19 protein-coding genes are annotated in these 19,917 nt (G+C 71.6%); 15 read left to right on the top strand and 4 right to left on the bottom strand.

Features of this window, described 5'->3' with window-relative positions; genetic code table 11:
• Positions 1–243 precede the first annotated feature (243 nt).
• From ACTWP5_RS30290 to ACTWP5_RS30250, 9 genes are all read left to right on the top strand, one after another.
• Entirely contained in the window at positions 244–1,770 is a 1,527-nt protein-coding gene (locus ACTWP5_RS30290; RefSeq protein WP_443224373.1) for a multicopper oxidase domain-containing protein, read from the top strand.
• 79 nt (positions 1,771–1,849) lie between these two features.
• Entirely contained in the window at positions 1,850–3,115 is a 1,266-nt protein-coding gene (locus tag ACTWP5_RS30285; RefSeq protein WP_443224372.1) for a nucleotide disphospho-sugar-binding domain-containing protein, read from the top strand.
• Positions 3,116–3,122: 7 nt separating this feature from the next.
• Complete coding sequence (locus ACTWP5_RS30280; RefSeq protein WP_443224371.1) at positions 3,123–3,698, top strand: dTDP-4-dehydrorhamnose 3,5-epimerase family protein; 576 nt, start codon at positions 3,123–3,125, stop codon at positions 3,696–3,698.
• 187 nt (positions 3,699–3,885) lie between these two features.
• Positions 3,886–4,956, top strand: coding sequence for a glucose-1-phosphate thymidylyltransferase (locus ACTWP5_RS30275; protein WP_443224370.1), 1,071 nt, complete (start codon positions 3,886–3,888; stop codon positions 4,954–4,956).
• Positions 4,953–5,933: a dTDP-glucose 4,6-dehydratase gene (gene rfbB, locus ACTWP5_RS30270; protein ID WP_443224369.1), complete on the top strand. Its 981-nt coding sequence runs from the start codon at positions 4,953–4,955 to the stop codon at positions 5,931–5,933. The genes ACTWP5_RS30275 and rfbB overlap by 4 nt, the downstream gene beginning before the upstream one ends.
• Positions 5,934–5,980: 47 nt before the next feature.
• Positions 5,981–7,294, top strand: coding sequence for a lipopolysaccharide biosynthesis protein RfbH (rfbH, locus tag ACTWP5_RS30265; protein WP_443224368.1), 1,314 nt, complete (start codon positions 5,981–5,983; stop codon positions 7,292–7,294).
• A complete protein-coding gene (locus ACTWP5_RS30260) occupies positions 7,291–8,736 on the top strand; it encodes an NDP-hexose 2,3-dehydratase family protein (protein ID WP_443224367.1) in 1,446 nt (481 codons plus the stop codon). The genes rfbH and ACTWP5_RS30260 overlap by 4 nt, the downstream gene beginning before the upstream one ends.
• Before the next feature lie 132 nt (positions 8,737–8,868).
• Positions 8,869–9,849, top strand: a complete 981-nt coding sequence (locus tag ACTWP5_RS30255) for a Gfo/Idh/MocA family protein (protein ID WP_443224366.1) — start codon at positions 8,869–8,871, stop codon at positions 9,847–9,849.
• A 232-nt stretch (positions 9,850–10,081) separates the two neighbouring features.
• Entirely contained in the window at positions 10,082–10,900 is an 819-nt protein-coding gene (locus tag ACTWP5_RS30250) for an AfsR/SARP family transcriptional regulator (RefSeq protein ID WP_443224365.1), read from the top strand.
• A gap of 168 nt (positions 10,901–11,068) precedes the next feature.
• Here ACTWP5_RS30250 and ACTWP5_RS30245 read toward each other — a convergent pair whose 3' ends face one another.
• Positions 11,069–12,175: a DUF6081 family protein gene (locus tag ACTWP5_RS30245; protein ID WP_443224364.1), complete on the bottom strand. Its 1,107-nt coding sequence runs from the start codon at positions 12,173–12,175 to the stop codon at positions 11,069–11,071.
• A 210-nt stretch (positions 12,176–12,385) separates the two neighbouring features.
• Between ACTWP5_RS30245 and ACTWP5_RS30240 the strand changes: the two genes are divergently transcribed.
• The 5 genes from ACTWP5_RS30240 (at position 12,386) to ACTWP5_RS30220 (ending at position 16,010) form a co-directional block, all read left to right on the top strand.
• On the top strand, positions 12,386–13,306 hold the full coding sequence (locus ACTWP5_RS30240) for a pseudouridine-5'-phosphate glycosidase (RefSeq protein ID WP_443224363.1): 921 nt from the start codon (positions 12,386–12,388) through the stop codon (positions 13,304–13,306).
• Positions 13,306–13,995 (top strand): HAD family hydrolase, encoded by a 690-nt coding sequence (locus tag ACTWP5_RS30235; RefSeq protein ID WP_443224362.1) that lies wholly within the window; start codon positions 13,306–13,308, stop codon positions 13,993–13,995. The genes ACTWP5_RS30240 and ACTWP5_RS30235 overlap by 1 nt, the downstream gene beginning before the upstream one ends.
• Entirely contained in the window at positions 13,992–15,005 is a 1,014-nt protein-coding gene (locus ACTWP5_RS30230; RefSeq protein WP_443224361.1) for a DUF6081 family protein, read from the top strand. The genes ACTWP5_RS30235 and ACTWP5_RS30230 overlap by 4 nt, the downstream gene beginning before the upstream one ends.
• Positions 15,002–15,415 (top strand): lipocalin-like domain-containing protein, encoded by a 414-nt coding sequence (locus ACTWP5_RS30225; protein ID WP_443224360.1) that lies wholly within the window; start codon positions 15,002–15,004, stop codon positions 15,413–15,415. The genes ACTWP5_RS30230 and ACTWP5_RS30225 overlap by 4 nt, the downstream gene beginning before the upstream one ends.
• A gap of 130 nt (positions 15,416–15,545) precedes the next feature.
• Positions 15,546–16,010, top strand: a complete 465-nt coding sequence (locus tag ACTWP5_RS30220; RefSeq protein WP_443224359.1) for a PPOX class F420-dependent oxidoreductase — start codon at positions 15,546–15,548, stop codon at positions 16,008–16,010.
• Positions 16,011–16,260: 250 nt separating this feature from the next.
• Here the strand turns inward: ACTWP5_RS30220 and ACTWP5_RS30215 are convergent, their stop codons facing one another.
• The 3 genes from ACTWP5_RS30215 to ACTWP5_RS30205 all read right to left on the bottom strand — a co-directional run bounded on the left by ACTWP5_RS30215 (position 16,261) and on the right by ACTWP5_RS30205 (position 18,545).
• Positions 16,261–17,322: an aldo/keto reductase gene (locus tag ACTWP5_RS30215; protein WP_443224358.1), complete on the bottom strand. Its 1,062-nt coding sequence runs from the start codon at positions 17,320–17,322 to the stop codon at positions 16,261–16,263.
• 3 nt (positions 17,323–17,325) lie between these two features.
• A complete protein-coding gene (locus ACTWP5_RS30210) occupies positions 17,326–17,793 on the bottom strand; it encodes a nitroreductase family deazaflavin-dependent oxidoreductase (protein WP_443224357.1) in 468 nt (155 codons plus the stop codon).
• Between the two features lie 161 nt (positions 17,794–17,954).
• Positions 17,955–18,545, bottom strand: coding sequence for a TetR/AcrR family transcriptional regulator (locus ACTWP5_RS30205; protein ID WP_443224356.1), 591 nt, complete (start codon positions 18,543–18,545; stop codon positions 17,955–17,957).
• Positions 18,546–18,716: 171 nt separating this feature from the next.
• Here ACTWP5_RS30205 and ACTWP5_RS30200 point away from each other — a divergent pair, with 171 nt between their 5' ends.
• Positions 18,717–19,835, top strand: coding sequence for an acyl-CoA dehydrogenase family protein (locus tag ACTWP5_RS30200; protein ID WP_443224355.1), 1,119 nt, complete (start codon positions 18,717–18,719; stop codon positions 19,833–19,835).
• The last annotated feature ends 82 nt before the right edge of the window (positions 19,836–19,917 follow it).

The following is a 19,917-nucleotide window of genomic DNA, read 5'->3' as shown; positions in this document are numbered from 1 at the left end:
CGTACGCCACGTACTCCCCCTTGCACACACGTTGACTCAGTCACACGCTGGTGTCGCCCCGACTAGTTTGTTTACAAAGCAAACATGTTTACCCTTCCGTTCCCTGCCGATGCGGAGCCTACCTTCAGGTGTCGGTAGAACGACAAGACGACATGAAGGACTTGGCGGAATCCATGCGCCGGGGCCGCCGTGCCCTAGCCCTCGTCAAGTCACGGTCGAGCAGACGCCCCTAGCGTCACGGCCGTGACACCGAATCGCAGGACATTCCTCAAGGTCACCGCGGTCGGTGGCGCCGCCGCCATGCTGCCCGCCACCCAGGCCGCCGCCGACGACGCCGCGGGCGCCGCAGCCGACGCCGGCACCAACGACCCCACCGGCCACGCGGGCCACCACGGCCATCACCAGACCGCCGCCGAGGGCGACGAGCCGCCGCCGCCAGCCACCTCCGCACCGTTCGCGCTGGCGATGCCGGTGCCCCCGGTACTCCAGCCCAGACGCTCCACGCTCTGGTCGGACACCTACACGCTGGCGATGCGTCAGGTCAGACGAGAGCTCGTCGCGGGCCTGTCGACGCCCGTGCGCACCTACGGCGGCACCTTCCCGGGACCGACCATCCGCGCCTTCCGCGGCCGGGAGACGATCGTTCACCACCACAACGGCCTGGACGTCAACGCCGCGGTCCACCTCCACGGCGGCCACGTGCCCTCCGAGCACGACGGCCTGCCCATGGACGTCGTCGCCCCCGGCACCTCCCGCACCTACCGCTACCCGAACTCCCAGGTGGCGGCGCCGCTGTGGTACCACGACCACGCCCACCACGTGGAGGCGGAGAACGTCTACCGCGGCATGTACGGCGCCTACATCCTGAGCGACACCCGGGAGTCCCTCCTCCCGCTGCCGGGAGGCGCGTACGACGTGCCGCTCATGTTCCAGGACGCCCGCGTCGAGCAGGACGGCACGCTCTCCCTCTCCCGCCCCGACCTGTGCCCGCACATGCTGGTCAACGGCAAGGAGCGCCCGTACTTCGAGGTCGCGGCCCGCTCCTACCGGCTGCGCCTGTACAACACCTCGATTGGCCGGTACGTCTCGCTGCGCTTCGCCGACGGCGCGACGTTCCAGCAGATCGCCAGCGACGGCGGGCTGCTCGCCGAGCCGCTGGAGCGGGACGAGATCCGGCTGGGCGCCGGCGAACGGGCCGAGATCGTCGTCGACTTCTCGCGCTACCGCGTCGGCGAGTCGATCGTTCTGGAGAACACCGCGGCCGCCCCCACCGAGCGTCCCGAGGTGCTCCGCCTCGACGTGGTCCGCCACGCCTTCGACCCCACCTGGGTGCCGCGGCGCCTGGCGAACGTGCCCCCGGCGCGCCCCTCGCGGCGGGCCGTCGAACGCGACTTCACGCTGACCCTCATCCCCGCGCCGCAGATCAACGGCAAGCAGTACGACCCCGAGCGGGCCGACGTGGTCACCACCGTGGGCACCGAGGAGATCTGGACCATCACCAACGGGGACCCCCAGCTGCCGCCGCCCGACTTCATGGTCCACCACACCTTCCACACCCACCTGGTGCAGTTCCGCGTGCTGGAGCGCAACGGGGCGCCGGTCGGCCCCGAGGAGTCCGGCTGGAAGGACACCGTGGGCCTCGCGCCGGGCGAGAGCGTGAGGATCGCCATGACATGGGGCGACTACCCCGGCGAGTATGTCTACCACTGTCACCAGCTCGGCCACTCCGCCGAAGGCCAGATGGGCCGCATCGACGTGAGGGCCCGCTGAGCGTCACTCACGACCCGAGCGGGCCCCGAGCGGGCCCGAGCAGGCTTGAAGAAGGCTGACCCGTCCGAAGGGAGTCCCCGTGCGCGTCCTGTTCACGATCTTTCCTGGAGCAGCACACCTCAATCCCGTGGTCCCGCTCGCGCGGGCCATGCTGAGCGCCGGTCACGAGGTGCGCGTCGCCAGCCACCCGGCCGTGGCGGACGAGATCCACGCCGCCGGCCTGCTGTCGGTCCCGCTCGGCGAGGACATCGACATCATGGGCGCCGTGATGAAGTGCGCCGCCGACACGCGGCTCGACAGGGTCATGGAGACCCTGAACATCGAGCCGGGCGACCCGGGCAACCGGGGCAACGTCACCCGTTACTACATGCTGGCCGGCTTCTCCCTCTACTACCCCGCCGAGCCCGACGCTGACGAGCCCTCCTTCACCAACGAACTGATCGCGTTCGCCAAGGCGTGGAAGCCGGACCTGGTCCTGTGGGACCCGCTGTGCTTCGCCTCCCCGCTGGCCGCCCGCGCCGCGGGCGCCGCCCACGCCCGACTGCTGTGGGGCCTGGACTACTTCGGCTGGATCCGGTCCAGCGCCCACCGTGCCCCGGGGGCGCCCGACCCGATGGCGGAGGCCATGGCCCCCGTGCTCCAGGCGCACGGCGAGACCTTCGACGAGGAGCTGCTGCTCGGCCAGTGGAGCATCGACCTGATGCCCGAGCGCATGCGGCTGACCGACGAGGTGCGGTACCTGCCGCTGCGCCAGCTGCCGTACACCGGCGCCGCCAGCGTGCCCGACTGGCTCCACGGCGCTCCCGAGCGGCCCCGGGTCTGCCTCACGCTCGGCGTCACGGTCAGGAAGATGTTCGCCGAGATGGCCGGCTTCCACATCGCCGAACTCGTCGAGATGGTCGCCGACATGGACATCGAGCTCGTCGCCACGCTCGACGAGAGCCAGCTCTCCCAGGCCAGGAGCATCCCGTCGAACGTCCGCACCATCGACTACATACCGCTGGACATGCTGCTGCCCACCTGCTCGGCGATCGTGCACCACGGGAGCTTCGGCACCTTCTCGATCGCCTCCGCCTACGGGGTGCCGCAGCTGATCACGCCCGAGGAGGGCGGCGACGGCGTGGCGGTGGCGGACTACCTCATCCGGCGCGGCGCCGGCCTGTCGATGGGCACCGGCGGCTACACCGCGCAGGACGTGCAGAAGCAGCTGACGCGCCTGCTGGAGGACCCCTCCTTCCAGCGGGGCGCCGACGCCCTCTACGACGAGATGCTCGACACCCCGACCCCGAACGAGGTCGTGCCCGTCCTGGAGAGGCTGACCGCGCGCCACCGCGGGGCGAGGTGACGACGCGGTGCTGATCAGCGAACTGGCGGTGCCCGGCGCCTTCCGCTTCGAGCCGCGGCAGATCCTGGACGAGCGGGGCAGCTTCTTCGAGGCGCTCCGCACCGAGGAGCTGTCGCGGGCGGTCGGCACCGCCTTCGCGGCACGGCAGATCAACTTCTCCGTGTCCCGACGGAACACGCTGCGCGGCATCCACAGCGTCACCGTCCCGCCGGGGCAGGCGAAGTACGTCACCTGCGTGCGCGGCGCCCTGCGGGACATCGTCGTCGACCTGCGCCTCGGCTCGCCGACGTACGGCGCGTACGACGTCAACCTCCTCACCCCCGAGCAGGGCACCTGCGTCTACGTGCCCGAGGGCGTCGGCCACGGCTTCCTCACGCTCACGGACGACGCGACCATCTGCTACGTGCTCTCCTCCGCCCACGTGCCGGGCACCCAGGTCGACATCAACCCCTTCGACCCGGACCTCGCGCTGCCGTGGGGGTACACCGAGCCGCCGATGGTCTCGAAGAAGGACGCCACCGCGCCGACCGCCGCCGAGGCCGCGAAGGCGGGACTCCTCACGGCCTGGCAGCCCGTCTCGTAGCCGCCGGAAAGGGCCGCTCCGGCCGGCGCGATCCGCGCGAGAACCACCCAGAACCCGCCGGGAAGCACCGCTTCCCGGCGGGTTCTCCAAGTCCGGCTCGATTCGAGTTGCCCTCCAGCCAATCCGCCCACGCTCGATGGGTGAAGGGGCCGAAACGCAGTCCATCCCCATGAGGAGAGAACCCTCGATGAAGGCTCTGGTGTTGTCGGGCGGCGCGGGCACCCGCCTGAGGCCGTTCAGTCACTCGATGCCCAAACAACTCATCCCGGTCGCCAACCAGCCGGTCCTGGTCCACGTCCTTCAGGCCGTACGCGGCCTCGGCATCACCGAGATCGGCATCGTCGTCGGCGACCGCGGCAGTGAGATCGCCGAGGTGCTGGGGGACGGCTCGCGGTTCGGGGTCAGCATCACCTACCTGCCGCAGGACAAGCCCCGGGGCCTGGCGCACGCCGTGGCCATCGCCCGGGACTTCCTCGGCGACGACGACTTCGTGATGTACCTGGGCGACAACATGCTGATCGGCGGCGTGACCAGGATCGGCGAGGAGTTCGCCGCGACGCGGCCGGCGGCCCAGCTCGTCGTCCAGAAGGTCGCCGACCCGACCTCGTTCGGCGTCGCCGAACTGGCCGACGACGGCACCGTGCTGCGCCTGGTGGAGAAGCCCCGCGAGCCCCGCAGCGACCTCGCCCTGATCGGCGTCTACTTCTTCACCGCCGCCATCCACGAGGCGGTCGCCGCGATCGAGCCGAGCGCGCGCGGCGAGCTGGAGATCACCGACGCCGTCCAGTGGCTCGTCGAGCGCGGCGAGACGGTCCGCGCCAGCGAGTACACCGGCTACTGGAAGGACACCGGCCGCGTCGAGGACGTGCTGGAGTGCAACCGCTGGCTGCTGGAGGGCCTGCGCCGCACCGTCGCCGAGGACACCGTCGACGCGGCGAGCGAGCTGGTCGGCGAGGTCGTCGTCGAGCCCGGCGCCCGCGTGGTGCGCAGCCGCATCGAGGGCCCGGCGCTGATCGGCGCCGGCAGCCTGGTGGAGGACAGCCACGTCGGCCCCCACACCGCCATCGGCCGCGAGTGCGTCCTGCGCCGCGCCCGGGTGGAGTACTCGATCACACTCGACGGCGCCAGCGTCACGGACGTGGAGAGCCTCTACGGCTCGGTCATCGGCCGTTCCGCCACCGTCGACCAGTCGCAAGGCCCCGGCCGCAGCCACCGCCTGGTGGTCGGGGACCACAGCAGGGTGGAGGTCGCGGCATGAGAATCCTCGTCACCGGCGGCGCCGGCTTCATCGGCTCCCACTACGTGCGCACGCTCCTCGCGGGCGGCTACCCGGGCACGTCCGACGCCCAGGTCACCGTCCTGGACAAGCTGACCTACGCGGGCAGCCGCGACAACCTGCCCGACGAGCACCCGCGGATGACGTTCGTCGAGGGCGACATCTGCGACCTGCCGCTGTTGCTGGAGATCTTCCCCGGCCACGACGCGGTCGTCCACTTCGCGGCCGAGTCCCACGTCGACCGCTCGCTGGACGCGGCGGGCGACTTCGTCGAGACCAACGTCGCCGGCACCCAGGCCGTGTTGGAGGCCGCGCTGCGCTCCCGCGTCGAGCGCGTCGTCTACGTCTCCACCGACGAGGTCTACGGCTCCATCGAGTCCGGCTCGTGGACCGAGGAGTGGCCGCTGGCCCCCAACAGCCCCTACGCCGCCTCCAAGGCCGCCGCGGAGATGATCGCGCGCTCCTACTGGCGCACCTACGACGTGAACCTCTCCGTCACCCGCTGCTCCAACAACTACGGCCCGTACCAGCACCCGGAGAAGCTGATCCCGCGCTTCGTCACCAACCTGCTGGACGGCGAGCCGGTGCCGCTCTACGGCAACGGGTTGAACCGCCGCGAGTGGCTCCACGTCGACGACCACTGCCGCGGCATCCACCTGGTGCTGGAGAAGGGCCGCGCCGGCGAGGTCTACAACATCGGCGGCGGCAACGAGTACACCAACCTCGCGCTCACCGAGCTGCTCCTCGAACTGTGCGGCATGGACCACTCCATGATCCGCTTCGTCCCCGACCGCAAGGCCCACGACCTGCGGTACTCGATGATCGACGACAAGATCCGCGAGGAGCTCGGGTACGCGCCGCGCATCCCGTTCAGCCGCGGTCTGGCCGAGACCGTCGCCTGGTACCAGGACCACCCCGAGTGGTGGAAGGCGATCCTGAACCGTCGGGACGCCACGTGACCCAGTCCGCGAAGTCTGCCGGAACGGCCGAAAGGAAGCCTGGCGAGATGCCCGAGACCGACGAGCAGAAGGCGCTGATCCTCGACGGCGTACGCAAGTACCACCGCGAGGTGCAGGGCGACGGGCGTTTCGTGCCCGGCGTCACCGAGATCTGGCCGTCCGGCGCGACGCTGGACGAGGACGACCGCGCGGCGGTCGTCGAGGCGGCCCTCGACATGCGGATCGCCGCGGGACCGAGCGCCAGGAAGTTCGAGTCGGCCTTCGCCCGCCGCCTGAAGCGCCGCAAGGCGCACCTGACGAACTCGGGCTCCTCCGCCAACCTCCTGGCGCTCACGGCCCTGACCTCGCACGTGCTGGGGGAGAGGCGGCTGCGCCCGGGCGACGAGGTCATCACCGTCGCCGCCGGCTTCCCGACCACGGTCAACCCGATCCTCCAGAACAACATGGTGCCGGTCTTCGTCGACATCGAACTCGGCACCTACAACACCACCGCCGAGCGGGTGGCCGCCGCGATCGGCCCGAAGACGCGGGCGATCATGATCGCCCACGCGCTGGGGAACCCCTTCGAGGTCGCCGAGGTCGCGCAGCTGGCCAAGGACCACGGGATGTTCTTCGTGGAGGACAACTGCGACGCCGTCGGCACCTTCTACGACGGCCGCCCCACCGGCAGCTTCGGCGACCTCACCACCACCAGCTTCTACCCCGCCCACCACATCACGATGGGCGAGGGCGGCTGCGTGCTCACCTCGAACCTGAAGCTGGCGCGCGTGGTGGAGTCACTGCGTGACTGGGGCCGGGACTGCTGGTGCGAGCCGGGCAAGAACAACACCTGCCTCAAGCGCTTCGACTACCAGATGGGCAAGCTCCCCCACGGCTACGACCACAAGTACATCTTCTCCCACGTCGGGTACAACCTGAAGGCGACCGACCTCCAGGCCGCGCTCGGACTGACGCAGCTGGCCCGGCTCGACGAGTTCGGCGCCGCCCGCCGCCGCAACTGGCGGCGGCTGCGCGAGGGCCTGGACGGCACGCCCCACATCCTGCTGCCGGAGGCCACGCCCCGCAGTGACCCCAGCTGGTTCGGCTTCATCATCACGGTCGAGCCGGACGCGCCCTTCACCCGCGCCGCGCTGGTGCGCTTCCTGGAGGACCGGAAGATCGGCACCCGGCGCCTGTTCGCGGGGAACCTGACGCGGCAGCCGGCCTACGTCGACCAGCCGCACCGGGTCGTGGGCGACCTGACCAACAGCGACCTGGTCACCGAGCACACCTTCTGGGTCGGCTGCTACCCGGCGCTGACCGAGGAGATGCTCGACTACGTCGTCGCCTCCGTCCGCGAGTTCGTGGAGGCCAACTCGTGACCGCCCCCACCGCCGCCACGGCCGCCACCGCCACCGCGGCCGCCACCGACGCGCCCGCCGCCGCGGTCGGCCCACGGCTGCGCCCGCGGGCCGACGAGGGCCTCGCGGCCCGCCTGGCCCGTTCCGCCGCCACGCCGACCGCCGCGACCCCGGGGCCCAAGGACCTGCTCGGCTGGCTGGAGGAGCTGCGCACCAGCGGCGACTTCCGCGTCGACCCGATCCCCTTCGAGGAGCTGGGCGGCTGGTCCTTCGACACCGAGACCGGCGACCTGAAGCACGCCAGCGGCCGGTTCTTCACCGTCGAGGGCCTGCGGGTCACCCACGAGCAGGGCGTCTTCCCGCTCTGGGAGCAGCCGATCATCCGCCAGCCCGAGGTCGGCATCCTCGGCATCCTGGTCAAGGAGTTCGACGGCGTCCCGCACTTCCTGATGCAGGCCAAGATGGAGCCGGGCAACCCCAACCTGGTCCAGCTCTCCCCCACCGTGCAGGCCACCCGCAGCAACTACACCAGGGTCCACCGCGGCGCCGACGTGAAGTACATCGACTACTTCGTCCGGCCCGACCGCGGCCGTGTCCTGGCCGACACCCTCCAGTCGGAGCACGGCTCGTGGTTCCTGCACAAGTCCAACAGGAACATGCTGGTGGAGGCCGTCGGCGAGGTGCCGCTGCTGGACGGCTTCTGCTGGCTGACGCTCGGCCAGATCAACGAGCTGCTGCGGCACTCCAACACGATCAACATGGACGCCCGCACCGTGCTGTCCTGCATGCCGCTGGCCGATCCCGACCCGCGCGCCCTCCACTCGGACACCGAACTGCTCTCCTGGTTCACCGCCGAGCGCGCGCGCCACGACGTCCACACCGAGCGCGTCCCGCTGGCGAAGACCGCCGGCTGGCGGCGCGGGCCGTACGCCGTCGAGCACGAGGAGGGCCGGTACTTCCGCGTCGTCGCGGTCTCCGTGCGGGCCGCGAACCGCGAGGTGACCGGCTGGTCGCAGCCGCTGTTCGAGCCGGTGGCCCAGGGCGTCGCCGCGTTCCTGACCCGGCGCTTCGACGGGGTGCGGCACGTGCTGGCCCACGCCCGCGTCGAGGGCGGCTTCCTCGACACCGTGGAGCTCGGCCCGACCGTGCAGTACACGCCCCACAACTTCGCCCACCTCACGGGCGATCGGCGCCCGCCCTTCCTCGACCTGGTCCTCGCCGCGCCGCGGAGCCGGATCCGGTACGAGGCCGTCCACGCCGAGGAGGGCGGCCGCTTCCTGAACGCGGAGAGCCGGTACCTGCTCGTCGAGGCCGACGAGGACGAGGCGCCGCTCGACCCGCCGCCCGGCTTCCGCTGGGTCACCCCGGGGCAGCTCACCTCCCTCGTCCGCCACGGCCACTACGTCAACGTGCAGGCCCGTACGCTGTTGGCCTGTCTCAACGCCACGGCCGACGACGCGTAGACGGCCCTCACACCAGCGCTTTCCACCGAGCACCACCCCGCGCCGGTGCCGGCGCCGGCGCCGATGCCCGCGCCAGGGCACGCGCCCGCGCCCGTGCCGGCGCGGGCGCGCGACCGGAGTTAGGAGCAGGAGATGGCAGCGACCCCGTTGCGGATCGGGCTGCTGGGCTGCGCGGAGATTGCGCTGCGCCGCATGCTGCCCGCGATCGACGCCCACCCCGAGCTGCGCGTCGAGGTCGTCGCCAGCCGCGACGCCGCCCGCGCGAAGGAGGTCGCCGCCCGCTTCGGCTGCCGGCCGGCCACGGGCTACGAGGGGGTGCTGGCCGAAGAGGACGTCGACGCCGTCTACGTGCCCGTGCCGGCGGCGCTCCACGCCCCGTGGGTGGAGGCCGCGCTGGAGGCCGGCAAACACGTGCTCGCGGAGAAGCCGTTGACGCTCGACGCCGGGCGGACACGCGCCCTGTGCGCGCTGGCCCGCCGGCGGGGGCTGGCGCTGGTGGAGAACGTCATGTTCGTCCACCACGCCCAACACCGCGCGGTCCTCGACCAGCTGGCGGCCGGCGCCGTCGGCACCCTGCGCTCGTTCCACGCCACCTTCACGATCCCGTCACCGCCCGCGGAGGACATACGGTTCCGCCGCGCGCTCGGCGGCGGCGCCCTCACGGACGTCGGGGTGTACCCGCTCCGTGCCGCCCTGCACCTCCTCGGCCCCGAGCTGACGGTCGACGCCGCCCGGCTGGTGACCGGCGCCGGCCGGGAGGTGGACACCTGGGGCGCGGCGCTGCTCGGCCGCCCCGACGGGGTGACGGCGCAGCTGACGTGGGGCATGGACAACGCCTACGACGCGACGTACGAACTGCGCGGCACCGAGGGGCGGATCACCGTCTCCCGCGCGTACACGCCGCCCGCCGACCTCCGTCCCCAGGTGCGGGTGACGCGCGGCGGGCAGACCGAGGAGCTGGCGCTCGCCCCGGACGACCAGGTCCACAACACGCTGACGGCCTTCGCGCGCGCCGCGGCCTCGGCGGCGGCGCCCGACCCGGCTGTCGAGCGCCAGGCCGAACTGCTGGACGCGGTGCGGAGTTGGACCGACGCGAGCTCGGCGATAGAGTAAATTCCATCCTTCCACCATTCCCGGGCCATCAAACACGGGACATCTATTCTTCATCGGATCGACCATTCGACGGAGTTTTATTCCCGCTTTCAAGTACTTTCCGTCACCTCCACGGATGATCAGGAACGCACATGAGAAATTCATACGCCCTCCCGTGCGGGGCTCACTGGGCCTGACAGGAGGGGCCGTGCCATCCTCCCGGAGACGGCAATACCGATGTGGAGGTCCGAGGATGGACATCGAAGTATTGGGGCCGCTTAACATTCATCTGCACGGCACGCCGATCGTGCCGAGTGCGGGGAAACCACGACAGATTCTCGCACTGCTCGCACTGCGGGCCGGACGGATCGTTCCGGTCCCTACCCTCATGGAGGAGATCTGGGGAAGCCGCATACCCCGCAGCGCCCAGACCACCCTGCAGACGTACATCCTCCAGCTCAGACGAAGGATCTCGGCCGCGCTTCCTGACGGCTCGCTGCCGTCGGCCAAGGAGATCCTCGCCACCCGGTTCGGCGGGTACCAGCTCGCCGGTTCGGTCTCCAGCAACGACCTGACGACCTTCCGTCGGATGACGGCCGAGGGCAGCGCCGCGCTGGAGGCCGGCGAGGCGGGCCGGGCCTCGGACGTGTTGGGCAGGGCGTTGGACCTGTGGCGCGGTCCGGCGCTGGTTGACGTTCCCCGAGGCCGGATCCTGGAGACCGAGAGCCTCGGCATGGACGAGGCCAGGACCCATGCCCTGGAGCTGCGCATCGAGGCGGACCTCCGGCTCGGTCGGCATGCCGAGCTCCTCGGCGAGCTGCGCATGCTCGCCGCGGAGCACCCGTTGAACGAGAACCTGTGTGCCCAGTTGATGATCGCGCTCTACCGCTCGGGGCACACGTGGCGGGCACTCGAGGTCTACCAGCGGCTGCGCAGCACGCTCGTGAGCGAGTTGGGCGTGGAGCCGTCGGTCCGCCTCAAGCGGCTGCACCAGCTGGTGCTGGGCGGCAGCCCGCCCCGGGTCTCCGAGACGGTGCCCGGCGGCCGGGAGCTCTCCCTCGACCTCCGCTGAGAGACATACCCCCGTCGGTCACGAACGCACGAGAGCCACCCAGCAGGGCAGGACCCACAGAGGAACAGCCCACGGAGAAGAAGCCCACAGAAGAAGAACAGAGCACGAGAAAGGGGCCCACCCCCCAGGGGGTGGGCCCCACGACGTGGTGTCGTGTGCCGGGCGACGTCAGTCGCGACGGGTCACGCGGTACCAGTCGACGTTGATCTCGGTCCCCTGGCCCCAGAGGCGGTTCTCGGGCAGGCTCTCGTTGTCAACGAACTGCTGGAGGGCGGGCTGGCCCTCACGCGGGTCGAAGTAGAAGTTCTCCGTGGAGTCCAGCTTCACCAGGCCGGTGCCGTCGGGGTTGCCCGGCTCGGCACTGTCCAGCGAGGTGCCGATGCCCATGCCACAGGTGAACTGGTCGACAGAGGTCTCCTGCTCGACACCGCCGGCGTCCAGCAGCATGTAGTCACGGTCGAAGGCGTGCGTGCCGATGTCGTCGGTCGCGAGCCGCTTCCAGCCGTCGACGATCCAGTTGATCCGGTCACCACCGCGGTCGTAACGGATCTCCAGCTCGTGCTCCCGGCCGGGCGAGGTCCGCGCGACGGGGATGGCGAAGCTGTATCCGGCGTGCTCCTGACCCAGGCGCAGCCGCTCGTAGATCGCCCAGACACGCTCGTTGGTGATCAGGAAGCTGGCCAGCACGCCCGACTCGAAGTCACCGGTGATCATGGTGCCGCCGGCGAGCCTCGGGTCGCTGCCCGCGTCGGAGACGGCGTCACCGAAGGGGTGGTCCTCGACGCCGTAGGAGACGGCCGACATCCGCGTCTCACAGGCGACGGAGCCGCCCTCGGGGATGGTGAAGCCCGCGTGGCCCTCCTCCGTCCACTGGTCGGGGAAGGTCACCCACTTCAGGTGGTCGGACGCGCCGAGGCCGCCGTCGTCCTGCTGGGCCTCGGTATAGGAGAAGGCGGGCTCGCCGGTCTCCGGGTTGGTGCCCATCGGCACCACCGACAGCTCCCCACCGTCGGTGGAGATGATGCCGTCACCCAGGGGGAACTCGGCGTTGTTCTCGAACAGACGCCACTCGCCCGGCACTCCGCCGCCGAACTCGCCGTCGAACGAGTCCGAGAAGATCACCTCCCCCCGACCGCCCCAGCCCCAGCCCCAGCCGTGGCCCTTGCCGGCCGGCGACGACGCCGACGCGGCGCCCGCGCTCGGCAGCAGGGCCGCCATGGCGACGCCGGCCGCGCAGACGACGCCGAGTCGCCTTCTCGTCCTGCCGATGGACATGTGTCCTCCCGGTGTTGTTGTGGTTTCGACAGGCAGCGTGGCGGGGCGTCCCTGAGTCTGACTCGACGCGACCTCGGAAAGCCGTGGGCACGGTGGGGCGGGTGGGTCGGGGCCGGCACCTTCGACGGTTGCTCGACCGGGCTTCGAGAGGCGGTCGCGAGGCTGGCCGGTACGAAGCCTTCACCCGTCACCGCGGAGAGGACACCCGACATGGCACGACAGCCCGACCCGTTGCTCGAGGTCAGTGAGGAGATCGCCACCGCGCTCGCCGAGGGGCGTCCCGTGGTGGCCCTCGAATCGTCGCTGATCACCAACGACCCCTCCTCCGAGACGGCCTCGCTGATCGAGAAGGCGGTGCGCGACGCCGGGGCCGTGCCGGCCACCATCGGCATCGCCAACGGCAAGTTGGTCGTCGGCATGAGCGACCCGGTCATCGCGCAGTTCGCCGCGACCAAGGGCATTCCGAAGATCAGCGCCCGCGACATCGGGTACGCGCTGGCCGGCGGTGGCCTCGGGGCCACCACCGTGGCCGGCACGATCGTGATCGCCGAGCGGGCCGGTATCCAGGTCTTCAGCACCGCGGGCATCGGTGGCGTGCACCGCGGCGGTCAGGACACCTTCGACATCTCCCCCGACCTGCTCCAGTTCCGGCGCAACAAGGTCGTCGTGGTCTCCGGCGGTGCCAAGAGCATCCTGGACCTCAAGCTGACGGCCGAGTACCTGGAGACCGCGGGCGTCCCCGTCTTCGGATACCGCACGGACAAGCTGCCCGGCTTCGTCGTCCGCGAGGTCGACGTGCCCGTGACCCGGGTGGACGACCTGCGCACCGCCGCGCGCGCCACCGCCTCGCACTGGGAGGTCAACGGTCCCAGCACGGTGCTGCTGACCGCCCCGATCCCCGAGGAGGACGCGCTCGACGGCGAGATGGTCGAGGCGGCCATCGCCAGCGCGATGGAGCAGGCCGAGAAGGCGGGCGTGGTCGGCAACGCCGTCAGCCCCTTCATGCTGAAGACGCTCGCGAAGGCGTCGGGCGGCGCCCTGCCGAAGGCCGGCCGCTCGCTCAACCTGAACACGGCCGGCGTGGCCGGCGCGTTCGCGGTGGCCCTCAGCGCGGTCCAGGCGGAGCGGTGATGGCGACCACGACGAAGGGCGTCATCTTCGACGTCGACGGCACCCTCGCCGACACCCCGCAGGCCATCGCCACCATCACCGCGAAGGTCCTGGCCTCCGCCGGCCACAGCGTGGACGAGGACGCGATCCGCGCCACCGTGGGCCAGCCGCTGCCGAAGGTGCTGGCCGGCTTCATGGGCCTGGAGCCCCACGACGCCCGGGTCCTGGCCGCGGCCGAGGACTACGGCAAGCAGTTCGGCGCCTACGTGAAGGCCTCGGGGCCGAACCTGCTCTACCCCGGCGTCGCCGAGGGCCTGTCGAAGCTGGCCGCCGCCGGGTACAAGCTGGCGCTGGCCACCTCGAAGGTGGAGAAGGCCGCCAACGCCCTGGCCAAGCTCACCGGCATCGACGGCCTGCTGACGGCCGTCGCCGGCGACGACAGCGTCGAGCGCGGCAAGCCCAACCCCGACATGGCCCTGCACGTGGCGAAGCAGCTGGGCCTGACCCCGGCCGAGTGCGTCGTCGTCGGCGACGGGCTCCCCGACGCCGGCATGGGCACCGCCGCCGGCATGACCGTGATCGGCGTCTCCTACGGGGTCGCCTCCGCGGCGGAACTGACCAAGGCGGGCGCCGCCACCGTCGTCGACTCCTTCCCCGAGGTCGTCGCGACGGTCATGGAGGGCGCCCTGGTGGGAGGAGGACAGCGATGAGCACCGTCACCCGGCGCAAGCCGGAGATACGCCAGAGCGCCTACGACATCGTCTGGGACGACTTCGCGGGCGGCTTCCACGCCAAGGGCGAGGACGCCCGCTGGTTCCAGATCGAGGCCGGGCCCTACAGCGCGGACGACGGGATCGTCACCGCGAAGCCCGGCGAGCTGTCGGTGGTCGCAAGCGCGAAGAACCCGAAGACCGGTGAGCCGGCGTTCCGGCAGACCCTGCCGCCGGAGAACCCCATCGGCGCGCCGGGCTCGGGCGACCACGCCAAGTGGATCGCGTACACCAGCCACGTCTCCTCCGCGGGCTTCCCCGGCTTCGACGCCCACGAGGGCTACGAGCTGTCCTTCGAGACGATGCTCACCGGCCGCACCTACGGCACCGCCGGGCACCCGTTCGGCGACGCCGTGGCCGACCCGGAGGACGACCTGCGGCTGGCCTCGCCGATGCTGATGACGACCGACCCCGAGCTGTCGATCTCCTTCGACTTCGTCCTCACCAACAAGCACGTCTACGCCTGGTACGGGCGGCCGACGTTCAAGCGGGCGGAGCTCGGGAACTACGCCTCGTTCGCGCACACGGTGGCCCTGACGCAGCGTCGCCCCACCGACGAGCACCTGTGCACCATCGCCTACGACCGCGCCGCGGGCGTCGTGCGCTGGCTGATCGACGGCTCGGAGCGCTTCCGCGTCGACAACCTCGGCCACCGCCTCGCGCGGACCACCGCCACCCTCGACGAGGGCGGCGAGGAGGTCACGGTCCGGCCCCGGCAGATCAACGCCGGCCTCGGCCTACTGACCCTGATGGACGGCAGCTGGCCGACGGGCAAGGGCCTGGTGCGGCTGTCGGCGCCGAAGCACTCCACGTACTACGACCCGGCCGCCGGCGAGCCGAAGGAGGCCGTCTTCGTGGACGAGGAGAGCAGGGACGCAAGCCGTCTCTTCGGCCAGGGCGCCGAGTTCCGCGTCGGCAGCCTGCGGGTCGCCAGCAGGAAGACCGCATGACCGCGCGCCCCGCTCCCGAACCGGACGCGCTCATCGGGGTGTGGCGGATGGTGTCCTACACCCAGGAGGACGAGTCGGGCCGGATGGTGGCGGGGCCGCTCGGTGACGCCCCCGACGGCCTGCTGATCTACACCGCCGACGGCCACGTCTCGGTGAGCATGGCGCCCACGGGGTCCGCGGCCACGCAGGAGTCCTACATGGGCTACGCGGGCCGCTGGCACCTGAACGGCGACGAGGTCATCCACGAGGTCCTCGTCAGCGCCCACCCCCCGATGGTGGGCACCAAGCAGTCCCGCACCCCCCTCCTGAGCGAGGACGGGACGCTCCTGACGTTGCGCGGCGCGGCGGTGCTCCCCGTGGGGGGCCGCCGCCCGCGGCGGGAGCTGAACTGGCGCCGCGTCTCCCCGTGACACCCCCGCACCGACGGCACGCCCCCCTTTTGTCGAACGGCCCGAGCCACCCGAACGAGCCGAACGAGCCGAACGACCTGAGAACGACCTGAGAACGACCGTGAGAACGACCCGTGAGAAGGAGCCAACGATGACCGAGCCCGCGTTCGACAAGCCGCCGGCCTACGACGACGCGCCCGAGGGATGGTGGCGCGAGTTCATCATGTCCGACCCGCCCAGGACCGCGAAGGCCGCCGTCGTCCGCAAGGACGGCAGCCCCCACGTGGTGCCGGTCGGGACGTACCTGGACGGCGACGAGATCGTCTACACCTGCCAGAAGGAGAGCGTGAAGGGCCGCTCGCTGGTGCGGGACGGCCGGATCGCGCTGCTGTGGGACCAGGACGAGCCGCCCATCTCCTTCGTGCTGGTCCGCGGCCGCGCCACGGTGAGCGAGGACGTGGAGGAGCTGCGCTTCTGGACGGCGAAGATCGGCGGCCGGTACCACGGCAAGGCGGCCGAGGAGAAGTTCTCCAAGCGCTTCACGATTCCCGGTGGCGTGGTCGTCCGGGTGAAGCCGGAGAAGATCATCGCCAAGTACGACCTGAAGCTGAAGTGACGCCGACACCGACGTAGACCACGCCGCGCGGGGGCAGGCACTCGGGGCGGTGGAGCCTTTCGGAAGGCTCCACCGCCCCGAGTGTGTCGCGGTGTGGTGCTGTGCGGTTGTCGTGCTGTCGTGCTGTCGTGCGGTCCTGCCGTGCTGCTGTGCCGCGGTCCTGCCGTCGTGCGGTCCTGCCGTGCTACGACGTTGCGGCGCCGCGGAGTCGCGGCGCCGCGGTCGTGCGGGGAGGACGGACCGCGCCGGGTCAGACCGCGTACTGGTCGTCGGCCGGGACGCGCCGGACCGTGGTGCGGCGGTCGTCGATCTTCTGGTACGCGTCGCCGTAGATGGCCTGCGTCATCGCCGGGAAGCGCAGGAAGTCGTGGGGGAAGCCGGGCTCGACGCGGCTGACCTCGTTCATCCGGGCCAGCGACTCGTCCGCCAGGACCACCTCGGTGGCGGCCACGTTGTCCACGACCTGCTCCTCGCGGGTGGCGCCGAAGATCGGCACCACCGTGCCCGGCCGCGACAGCAGCCACGCCAGGGCGGCCTGGGCGGGCGTGCAGCCGGCGACCTCGGCCGCCTTCACGGTCTCCTCGACCACGTCGTCGCCCGGGCCCGTCGTGCCCTGGCTCCACGGCACGTAGTCCAGCCGGCCGGCCTCGCCCCGCAGGTACTTGCCGGTCAGCCGCCCGTCGGCGAGCGCGCCCCAGGCGAACACCGGCAGGTCGAAGGCGTGGGACATCGGCAGCAGCTCGCGCTCCGGGGTGCGCTCCAGCAGGTTGTACCGGATCTGGAGGCCCGCGAAGGCGCTCCAGCCGCGCAGCTCGGCCAGGGTGTTGGCCTGGGCCACCTCCCACGCCGGCCAGTCGGAGACGCCCACGTAGAGCACCTTCCCCGAGCGGACCACGTCGTCCAGGGCCCGCATCACCTCCGGCACGGGGGTGAGCGTGTCGCGGGCGTGGACCCACAGCACGTCGAGGTAGTCGGTGCCCAGGCGCCGCAGGCTGTCCTCGACGGAACGCACCAGGTTCTTGCGGTGGTTGCCGGCCGAGTTGGGGTCGCCGGGGCGCATCTGCATCGTGTACTTCGTCGTCATGACGAACTCGTCGCGGCGGCCGGCGAGCAGCTTGCCCAGGACCGTCTCGGCCGAGCCCCGGCCGTACTCGTTGGCAGTGTCAATGATGTTGCCGCCGGCCTCGGCGTAGCGGTTGAAGATCGCGGCGCGGGTCTCGTCAGGGATCTTCCACTCGTCCGCGAACGTCATCGTGCCGAGCGCCAGCTGGGATATCCGCAGGCCGGTCTTGCCAAGCAGCGTGTAGCGCATCGGTCAGCCCTTCCGCTTCAGGATGACGACGGGGATCTTCCGTTCGGTCTTCGACTGGTAGTCGTTGTAGGCGGGGACCTGGGCCGCGGCCTGGGTGAAGAGGCTGTCGCGCTCGGCGCTGTCGGTCTCCACCATGGTGGCCGTCGCCTCGTAGGTCTCCTCGCCGGTCTCCACGGTGACCTGCGGGTTGACCTTCACGTTGTGGTACCAGGCCGGGTGGGTGTCGGCACCGCCGTTGCTCGCGACGACCAGGATGCGGTCGTCGCCGAGGGGGAAGAAGAGGGTGGGGTTGGTGCGCACCTTCCCGCTCTTCGCTCCCCTGGTGGTGATGAGGATCATCGGCGCGCCCTCGAAGGGGCCGCCGACCTTTCCGCCGTTGTTCCGGAACTCGTGGATGACCGGCAGGTTGTAGGCACCCGCGTCCGTCTCGTCGGGGGTGGTGGGGGCGGGGTCGAACTGGACAGAAGCCATGGTGTGTTCCTCTCGACAGGCAAAGCGGAGAACTCTCCGGATGGGCCTGGGCCCGAGACTAGGCGGACGCTAGTCGTGGAGACAAGCGCCCCACTCGTGCCGTACTCGACCGCCTGAGCCCGGCGCGAACACCGCGCGAGGTACGGGGAGCAGACGGCGCGTCAGCCGCGCGTCGGGCCGGGCAGGACGCCGCGGAGCACCGCGTCCAGGCCCGCCCTGACCCGCGCCACGTCCAGGCCCCGCGTCCGGGTGAGGTGGTCGAGGAGGCTCGGGGTGAACGGGGCGAGCAGCAGGTCCGCCACGCACTCCGCGTCCGCCGACGGGTCCACCTCGCCCACCAGCCGCGCCACGTGCGCGTGCTGCGCGGCGTACGGCGCGCTGACGTAGCGGGACGCGGGCGAGCTGGCCTCGGCCAGCAGCAGCAGCTCCCGCTCCTCGACGACGAGGTCCACCAGGCCGTGCAGGAAGGCCCGCAGCCGCTCGGCGGCCGGCGCCCCCGGGCCGAGCGGCGGCGGCCCCGCCGTGACCTCCCGCCGGAAGACCCGCTCGCGCTCCTCCAGCAGCGCGAAGACCAGGCCCGCCCGGTCGCCGAAGCGGCGGTAGACCGTGCCGACCCCGACGTCCGCGGCGCGCGCCACGTCGTCCAGCGACAGCCGCGCCGCACCCGAGGACGCCACGAGCCGCGCCGCCGCGTCGAGGATCCTGCGGCGGTTGCGGGCGGCGTCGGCACGCTCGGCGGGAGCGGGGGGCATGGCGTGAAGGATAGGTCGCGCCGCCCGCCGCGCCAGCACCCACACGAGGTCGTCTCCAGCGCACTTCCAGCGCCCCGGGTGAGGCTTGGGGCCACAACGCGAGGTCATGACCGGCGCGGGACGGCCGGTGGAGGTACCTCGGCACGGCCGAGGAGTGAGGGAGGCGCACCCATGCTGGTTACCGACGAGCTCATCGCGCAGGCGGCCGAGGCCGCGCAGCGCGCGGAGGAACAGCGCCGGCTCGATCCGGACGTCGCGAAGTCCCTGGTCTCGGCGGGCTTCGCCCGCCACTTCGTGCCCCGCGAGTGCGGCGGCGCGGAGGGCACCTTCGCGGAGCTGACCCAGGCCGTGGCGGCGCTGGGCGCGGCCTGCCCCGCCACCGCCTGGTGCGCCTCGCTCGCCGCCAACCTGGCCCGCATGGCGGGCTTCCTGCCCGCCGCCGGGTACCGCGAGATCTGGTCCGACGGGCCGGACACGCTGGTCGTCGGCTCCCTGTCACCGTTCGGCAAGGCCACCCCCGTCCCCGGCGGGTACACCCTGTCGGGCCGCTGGCCGTACATCAGCGCCGTGGCCTACGCCGACTGGGCGCTGCTGTGCGGCATGCTGCCCGACGGCGGCGGCGCCCGCGTGCTGGCCGTGCCGAGTTCCTCCTACGAGGTCGTCGACACCTGGCAGAGCATCGGGATGCGGGCCACCGGCAGCCACACCGTCGTCGTGCAGGACCTCTTCGTGCCCGAGGCGCGCACCTTCGACCGACTGGACCTGATCGCCGGCCGCCCGGTCGACTCGACCGCGGCCTGCAACCGGGTGCCGCTGGAGGCGGCCAACGGCCTGTCGTTCGCCACGCCGCTGCTGGGCGCCGCCGAGGGCGCGCTGGCGCTGTGGACCTCCTACGCGAAGGTCAAGGCGCGCGCCGCCGCGCTGCGGCCGAACGCCCCGGGACCGACGCGGAACGGGCTCGCGCAGACGCTGGCCCGCTCGGCCGGCGAGACGGACGCGGCGCGGCTGCTGCTGGAGCGGTGCGCGGAGGTCGCCGACCTCGGCGCGGACGTGGCGCCGCTGGACGCCCGGCGGAACCTGCGGGACACCGCGCTGGCGGTGGAGATGCTGGCCCAGGCGGTCAACCGCCTGGCGCAGGCGGGCGGCACCACCAACTTCGGCGACGACCAGCCGTTGCAGCGCTACTGGCGGGACATCAACACCTCCGCCACGCACATCGCCATCCAGTTCGAGTCGGCGGCGATGGCGTACGCCGAGGACCGGCTGTGGACCACCGAGGCGGCCGCCTGAGGAGGACGGCCGGCGAGGGGCGCAGGGCTCGGAGGGGACGGCTGACCCTCCGCCCCCGCGCGACGAGCCCCCGCACCGCGAC

The sequence above is a fragment of the Streptomyces sp. 4N509B genome (assembly GCF_052245655.1).
Lineage (GTDB): Bacteria > Actinomycetota > Actinomycetes > Streptomycetales > Streptomycetaceae > Streptomyces.
The sequence above is the reverse complement of the archived record's forward strand: the minus strand, read 5'-3'. Positions and strand labels throughout refer to the sequence as shown.